This window comes from candidate division KSB1 bacterium (genome assembly GCA_022562085.1).
GTDB lineage: Bacteria > Zhuqueibacterota > Zhuqueibacteria > Oceanimicrobiales > Oceanimicrobiaceae > Oceanimicrobium.
The window spans coordinates 1-6,355 of record JADFPY010000163.1; the positions used below are offsets into that span (position 1 = coordinate 1).

The window sequence follows — 6,355 nt, forward strand, 5'->3', positions numbered from 1 at the left end:
TTCCACGTCGGTTTGTTTGCGTCAATAATCTTTGGATTGGTGATGACGGCTCTGGCAATGCCAACCAACTGCTGCTGTCCGCCGGACAATTGATTCGGAAAAAGGTTTTTCTTGCCGACAATTTGAAAGCGGTCGAGAGAGTCCGCGACCAGCCCCTTGCGCTCAGCGCCTTTGATTTTTCTGTACAGGAGCGGCATCTCGATATTTTCGTAAACCGTCAATTCGTCGATCAGGTGATAGCTTTGAAACACAAATCCAATGTTCGTTGAATGCAATTCGGTTCGCTTTCTCTCCTTCAGTTTAATGACATTAATATCATTAAAAAAATACTCACCGCTGGAAGGGGCATCCAACATTCCCATGATATGGAGCAAAGTTGATTTGCCGGACCCCGACGGTCCCATAATGGTCACAAACTCACCTTCGGCAATTTCAAGATTAATATCGCGCAAAACAAAAGTGTTTCCAAAACCGGTTTTGTAATACTTGACAATATTTTTTAAAGAGATCATGCTCGCTCCTTAAATTAGTGATTGACCGAAAACTATAAACAGTCCTTCTGAGCACATAACAACACTAAGCTCTTTTAAAAATTTACCTTCGATGTGCGAAGAATCTCTCTTGCACAAAGCTGAAATTCTTCGCGCTCATCGATTCGTTGTAGAATTGCCCGCTTGTTGCAACATGCGCTCAGAACGACAGCCTAAAACTTTCAAGACCAACCTTCAGCTAAATCCGTCCATTCAGGATTCATTGACTCGATTAGTGCAATTTTCTTTTTTCTCAACCAGCCTTTAATTTGCTTCTCCCGCACTATGGCAGAGTAACTATCCGAAAACTCTTCGTAGTAGACTAATTTCGCTATGTTGTATTTTTTAGTAAAGCCTTCATTAATTTTATTTTTATGTACGTAAACCCGACCTTGAAGATCATTGGTGACTCCGACATATAAGGTCCTGGATTTATTTGTCAGTATGTAAACATAAAACTGCTTCATAACCAAAAAATAAAAACCCAAAAAGTCATTCTGAGTACTGAACTCACAGCACTGCATTTCTAGATTAGCTCAATGTGCGAAGAATCTCTCTTGGTCAAAGCTGAGATTCTTCGCGCCCGCTGATTCGTTGTAGAATTGCCCACTTGTTGCACCATGCGCTCAGAACGACGACTTCGGAGTTTCCGGTCAAACTTAGTTAGCTGAACACGCTATTAGCTGTATGCATGAAACTATTCATATTTCAAAGCATCAATTGGATTCGCCAGGGCTGCCTTGGCTGCCTGGTAACCAACCGTAAGATAGGCGATCAACAGAGCGCCGCTTCCTGCCAGAATAAAGATTGAAATGTTGATGTCGGTTTTGTATGCAAATTCCTGCAACCACTTGTTCATTGCATAAAGGGCAATGGGTGCAGCAATGATAAAAGCAACTATGACCAACTTCGTGAATTCCTTTGAAAGAAGCAAAATAATATTCGGCACGGATGCCCCCAGAACTTTGCGCACGCCAATCTCTTTGGTGCGCTGCTCTGCCGAAAAAGACGCCAAACCGAACAATCCCAGGCAAGCGATAAAGATAGCAAAAACAGTAAACGTCCCGACAAGTTTACCGACCTGCTGATCCGCTCTGTACAGTTTGTCAAAATCCTGATCCAGAAATGAATATTGAAACGGCTGCTCAGGGGCGAATTCCTGCCAAATTTTCTCTAAATCTGATAACGTCCCTTGAATATTATCTGAGGAAATCCTCGAGGCTACATAGGTGGGGAAAGCAGCCAATCGCAGCAAAGCAGGCTCGATTTCTGCATGCAACGATTTATAATGGAAATCCTTCATCAGGCCAATAACCTGCCCGATAAGCGGCCCCGCTTTATCCGGTTCAAAAATCGTTTTGCCAACAGCTTCATCCCAGCCAAATTTTTTCATTGCCGCTTCATTAATAATATAAGCCGACGAATCGCTTCCGAAATCCCTCGAAAAACTTCTTCCTGCCAGCAATTCGATACCGAGGGTTTCGATGTAGTCATAGCCGACGGAAAACGTGTTAACCAGATAACCTTCGGTTTCCGGCGCTCCTTCGGGTTTGAAAACGTTAACATCCATTGATTGGCCTGGCAGGTGCCGGGTCGCGGCGGCGGAAATGACATTGGGCAGCCGCTCAATCTCAGTCTCAAACGCCGAAATATCTCCGGTTGCAGCCGCCCTGTGGATGACAACGACCTGTTCTTTATTAAAACCTAACTGTTTATTTCTTATGTACTGCATTTGCTTACCCACAACCAAAGTTCCGATGATTAGAATGATCGAAACGGCAAATTGGAAGACAACCAGGATTTTCCGAAGTAGGGGCGACCGGCCGGTTGCCCCTACAGTTGAGGCACCCTTCAAAACCGCAATGGGTTTAAAAGCCGCTAAATAAAAGGCGGGATAACTCCCGGCTAAAACGCTCACTAAAATTGTCACTAAAAATAATCCCGGCAAAAGATAACGATCAGACAGGAAGTTTATCTCAATATTTTTTGCAGCTAGATCATTAAACCATGGCAGAAATAGCTCTACTAAAAAAACAGCAACTACCATGGCGATAAAACTCAGCAATGCAGCTTCAATCAAAAATTGTTTGATAAGCTGAATTTGCCTTGAGCCTACTACTTTCCGGATACCAACCTCTTTCGCCCGGTTGGCAGAGCGCGCTGTAGCGAGATTCATAAAATTGATGCAGGCCAGTAAAAGGACAAAGAAAGCGATGATGGAAAAAATTGTGATGTAGGCAGCATTACCACCCGGCTCAATTTCATCCTCTAGTTTGGAGTACAAGTGGATATTCGTAAATGGCTGTAAAGAATAATTGTACTCACCGCCGCTTTCGATAAATTCGTCATAGGTAACGCCCAGTCCCTGCTGAATTTGTGGCGCCACATACTTTCGTATTAACTGCGGAAATTTGGCTTCAAGCTGAGATGGAGGCACATTTTCCTGCAGGAGGATATAAGTTTTCAAATTGTTGTTAACCCAGAAAGTACTGGTGCTCCAGGACAACGAATTAAACGAAGCTAAAAAATCAAAATGAAAATGGGAGTTTTCGGGTACATTCTCCGAAACACCGGTCACAAGGTAATCCGTATTGTCGTCAAATGTGAGGGTTCGGCCCATGGGATCGTCTTCGCCAAAGTATTTCCTGACGGTCGCTTCCGTCAACACGACCGAGTTCGGGGCACTCAGCACATTTTTAGGGTTTCCACTCAGCAGCCGTAGCGTAAAAATATCAAAAAAGCTTGAATCGGCAAAAAACACCCGCTCTTCATTGAAGCTTTTTTCCTTGTGGCTCACTAATACGGTGCCGAGATTATCCAACCGCGTGGCAAATTCAACTTCCGGATACTCCGCTGTCAGAGTCGCCGCCATGGGCACGCAGGTGTTGGCCGCATGAATCTCATTTCCCGCCAGGCGCCCGTGCAAAATCACCCGGTAAATACGATCTGCCTTTGTGTGATAACGGTCATAGCTCAACTCATCCTTTACATAAAGCAGAATGAGCACACAACAGGCCAGGCCAATAGAGAGACCCACAACATTAATAAATGTATAAGCTTTATGTTTTAATAAATTTCGGAGTGCGACTTTGAGATAATTTGAAATCATGGGAAGGTATCCTTGACTTACTTAATTTCTAAATAGACAACTAATTGGAGAAAATGTTCTGGTAAATAGCACTCAGCTGCCAGCCTTCAGCAGAAAGCTGATGGCTGATAGCTGACAGCTATTCATATCTCAAAGCATCTACCGGATTGGTGAAAGTTGCTTTGATAGAATGGTAGCTCACTGTGATCAACGCAATGCCAAATGCGAACAGACCCGCAAAAATGAACATTTCAAAACCAATGTCGATTCGATAGGCAAAATCCTGCAGCCAGCTATTCATGACAAGATAGGCTGCCGGCCACGCGACAAGAATGGCAATTAGCACAATAACTGTAAATTCCTTCGATAATATAAACATGACATTAGCTGCAGTAGCGCCCAGAATCTTACGAACTCCAATTTCCTTCGTTCGTCGTGTTACGGCTAAGGATGCCAATCCGAATAAGCCCAGGCAAGCAATTACAATGGCAAATGTCGATGAGTGGCTGACAATCTTTTGCCAACGCTCCTCAGCCCGATACTGTCTCTCAACTCGTTCATCGAGGAAGGAGTAGTTAAACGGAATATCCGGAAAGAGATTTAGCCACGTTCCCCGGAGAGTTGCCAGTGTCCCGCTGATATCCTCGCCGCGTATTTTCACGGCAATTTTTGGAATACCGTCCGAAGCGCTGTTGACATCACTTGCGCCGCGGAAAACCGTGCCGGGATTTATACTGAGAACCAGCGGCTCAACGGATTCATGAAGAGACCTGAAATTAAAATCTTTGACCACGCCGATAATTGAGTGCTCGGGAAACTTGCCGGGCAATTGGCCACCAACAGGATTTTTTAATCCGAATTCTTTGACAAAAGCTTCGTTGATGATGACGGCTTGCTGCCTATCGGTGCCGTGTTGTCGAGAAAAATCTCGTCCCTGGACGATTTTCATGCCCATCAGCTCGATGAAATCGAAATCTACCGGATTAAACCAGAAATTTTCGTACGAGCCGGCATTCGTGTTGAAGCCGATAAAAAACCACCCTTCGCCGAATGTATTTGCCGAGGCAGAGACCTTGACCACATCTTTATGTGGAAGCAGCTCATTCCGGTAAAGCTCTACCATATTCATGCTTTTATCGGAATTGGCATTCGTTGGGATCACAACAACTTGTTCACGATCAAACCCAAGGTTTTTTACCTGCAGAAAGTCCATTTGTTTGGTCATTAACAGAGTGCAAATAATGAGAATGATGGAGAGCGCAAACTGCAGGACAACAAGCCCCTTCTGGAAAAAACTTCCCTTCCAAACCCCCCTTAAATTCCCCCCTAAAGGGGGGTGTCCCTTTAAAACGTCTATAGGACGAAAATTTGAAAGCACTGCGGCGGGATAACTACCGGCAACAAACCCGATAGCCAAAGTCATAAAAACAAACCCCGAAAGCGTCATTGCGTCAAGATTGAGATCGAGATTTTTGTTGGCTAAGCTATTAAAGGCGGGTAAAAACAATTCCGCCAGTCCGATGCCGAGCAGCATGGCAAAAAAGCTCAGCAAAAGCGCCTCACCCCAGAACTGTTTCATCAACTGGGTTTTCATGGCGCCAACCACTTTACGTACGCCGACTTCAAGAGCGCGGCCGGTCGATCGGCCAATGGACAGAGTCATAAAATTGATGCAGGCAATCAAAAGAACCAAAAAAGCAATACCGGATAAAATGTAAGAATAGGCGGGATCACTGGTAGGCTCTAACCCACTCGGGAAGCCTGTGCCTAAATGGATCTCTGAAAACGGCTGTAAAAGAATCCCGTATTCGCCTTCTTTGAATCGATCCCCCATAATCTTCTTAACCAAAAGCGGAATCTTGGCCTGTACTTCTGAAGCATCAGCCTGCTCATTGAAAAGAACATAGGTCTCCGGAACGACCACCCACCAATGTGTGAAGGCCCTCTCACTGTAAATATCTCTTGTTTTTTCAAACGGCAGCAGAAAATCAAATTGGATACTTGAATTTGCCGGAGGATTGGCTGCGATTCCCGTAACGGTGAATTCCTGCATTTCATCAGAAATCTTGATGGACATACGCTTGCCCAGGGGAGTGTCATCGCCAAAATATTTTCGCACCATCGCTTCGGTTAAAACAAGGGAGTTTGGCGTTGGCAACGGATTCTGTGAATCGCCTTTTAATAATTGAAATGAAAACAGTTCGAAAAATTCTTTATCGACCAGATGATAGCGCTCTGAAAAATTAATATCGCCATAGCGAACAATATCGGTGCGGGTAGCGATTCGTGCATATTTTTCTATTTCGGGAAAATAATCTGCCACCGCCTGTCCCATTGGAAGCGGAGTCAATGTATTGAAATGCTGGTTGTTTTCACCGTAGTTTTCTTTGAGCGCCAACCGGTAGATTTGCTCGGCATTTTCATGAAAGTCATCATAACTCCATTCATCTCTCACAAAGAGGAAAATCAAAATGCAGCAAGCAATGCCGATGGACAGACTAAAGACATTGATAAATGAAAAAACTTTACTTTTGAGTAGATTTCTAAAAGCGATTTTCAGGTAGCTTTTGAACATGATTCCCTCCAAACTAAGTGTTAGCGTGTTGAGGTGTAAAGTATTAATGTGAAGAGCGTCGTCTCAAGGTAAAATTGACTGTTGAGTTTTTTTTGGCAACTTTAACACGCAAACACTTTCAACAACTATGCCAAATTTGTTTTTTTGAGGCCTTAGAAAGGA

General features: G+C 44.1%; 4 protein-coding genes. All 4 read right to left on the minus strand.

The features are described 5' to 3' along the window. Window positions 1–512 (minus strand): ABC transporter ATP-binding protein (locus IH879_13580; GenBank protein MCH7675967.1); only part of this gene is annotated, 512 nt, incomplete at its 3' end. A 200-nt stretch (window positions 513–712) separates the two neighbouring features. Beyond that, the gene (locus IH879_13585) at window positions 713–997 is read right to left on the minus strand and encodes a GIY-YIG nuclease family protein (GenBank protein ID MCH7675968.1); all 285 of its coding nucleotides are present in this window, start codon (window positions 995–997) and stop codon (window positions 713–715) included. A 230-nt stretch (window positions 998–1,227) separates the two neighbouring features. Next, complete coding sequence (locus tag IH879_13590) at window positions 1,228–3,639, minus strand: ABC transporter permease (protein MCH7675969.1); 2,412 nt, start codon at window positions 3,637–3,639, stop codon at window positions 1,228–1,230. Between the two features lie 118 nt (window positions 3,640–3,757). Next, entirely contained in the window at window positions 3,758–6,193 is a 2,436-nt protein-coding gene (locus IH879_13595) for an ABC transporter permease (protein MCH7675970.1), read from the minus strand. Window positions 6,194–6,355: the final 162 nt, after the last annotated feature.

Excerpts from the sequence above, each read along its gene's own strand:
- IH879_13590 (MCH7675969.1), bottom strand. The coding sequence starts at position 3,639 with ATGATTTCAAATTATCTCAAAGTCGCACTCCGAAATTTATTAAAACAT.
- IH879_13595 (MCH7675970.1), bottom strand. The coding sequence starts at position 6,193 with ATGTTCAAAAGCTACCTGAAAATCGCTTTTAGAAATCTACTCAAAAGT.
- IH879_13585 (MCH7675968.1), bottom strand. The coding sequence starts at position 997 with ATGAAGCAGTTTTATGTTTACATACTGACAAATAAATCCAGGACCTTA.